We start from the raw sequence: 1,489 nt of genomic DNA on the forward strand, positions 1-1,489 counted from the left end.
CGGCACGCGCGCACCGAGCGGCCCCGCCGGGTCGTCCTGCTCGTCGACGTCAGCGGGTCCATGGGCCCGTACGCCGACGCCCTGCTGCGGTTCGCGCACGCCGCCGCCCTGGGGCGGCGCACGGAGGTGTTCACCATCGGCACCCGGCTGACCCGGGTCACCCGGGAGCTGTCGCACCGGGACCCGGACCTGGCCATGGCCGCGGTCGCCGAGGCCGTGCCCGACTGGCGCGGGGGCACCCGGCTGGGCGAGCTGCTGCGGGAGTTCCTCGACCGCTGGGGCCAGCGGGGCATGGCCCGCGGCGCCGTGGTCGTCCTGCTGTCCGACGGCTGGGAACGGGGCGATCCGCGGCTGCTCGCCGCCCAGATGCGGCGCCTGCACCGGCTCGCGCACCGGGTGATCTGGTGCAACCCCCGCAAGGCGCGCCCCGGGTACGCCCCGCTCGCCGCCGGCATGGCGGCGGCGCTGCCCAGCGTGGACGCGTTCGTGGAGGGCCACAGCCTGGCCGCGCTGGAACGGCTGGCGGCGGTGGTGCGGGGCGCCGACACGTCGGCCGGGACGGTTGTGTCGGTTGCGTCGGTTGCGCGGGAAAGGAGCTGAGCGTGCGGGACATTCTTCCGGTGCTGGAGCGGTGGTATGCGGCGCGGATGCCGTTCGGGCTCGCCACGGTCGTCACGGTGAGCCGCAGCGCACCGCGCGAACCGGGTGCGGCGATGGCCGTGGGGCCGGACGACGAGGTGGTGGGGAGTGTGTCCGGGGGGTGTGTGGAGGGGGCGGTGTTCGATCTGGCGCAGGAGGTCGCGGCGGGCGGCGAGGCCCGGGTGGCGTCCTTCGGCTACAGCGACGAGGACGCGTTCGCGGTCGGCCTCACCTGCGGGGGCGAGATCTCCGTACTGGTCAGGCCGGTGAGCCCCGAGACCGACCCCACCTTCGGCGCGGTCGCCGCGTCCGTCACCGCCGGTGAGCCGGTGACCACGGCGACTGTGGTCGACGGTCCGGCCCCGCGCGGGGCGACGCTCGCGGTGTGGCCCGATGCGGTGGCGGGCACACTGGGCGCGTCCGGCCTGGATGTGGCGGTGACCGCGGACGCCCGCGGTGAACTCGCCCTGGGTGCCACGGGGTTGAGGCACTACGGCGCGCACGGTGAGCGCCGCGAGGACGCCGTCACGGTGTTCCTGCACTCCTTCGCCCCGCCGCCGCGGATGCTGGTCTTCGGCGCGATCGACTACGCGGCCGCGGTGGCCCGTATCGGCGCCTTCCTCGGCTACCGGGTCACGGCGTGCGACGCCCGCCCGGTGTTCGCCACGCCGAAACGGTTCCCCACGGGCGTGGAGGTGGTCGTGGACTGGCCGCACCGCTATCTGCGGGGCACGGACACCGACGAGCGGACGGTGATCTGCGTCCTCACCCACGATCAGAAGTTCGACGTGCCGTTGCTCCAGGAGGCGCTGCGCCGGCCGGCCGCCTACATCGGGGCGATGGGCAGCCG

Annotated in this window: 2 protein-coding genes; both read left to right on the forward strand. The window is 75.4% G+C overall.

Annotation, left to right across the window (positions count from 1 at the left end; all coding sequences use genetic code 11):
* Window positions 1–600: VWA domain-containing protein (locus tag RH94_RS45305; RefSeq protein WP_234426204.1), on the forward strand; the 600-nt coding region annotated here is incomplete at its 5' end.
* 2 nt (window positions 601–602) lie between these two features.
* Window positions 603–1,489: XdhC family protein (locus RH94_RS33145; RefSeq protein ID WP_234426205.1), on the forward strand; the 887-nt coding region annotated here is incomplete at its 3' end.

It is taken from the genome of Streptomyces kebangsaanensis, from assembly GCF_001906585.1.
Taxonomy (GTDB): Bacteria; Actinomycetota; Actinomycetes; order Streptomycetales; family Streptomycetaceae; genus Streptomyces; species Streptomyces kebangsaanensis.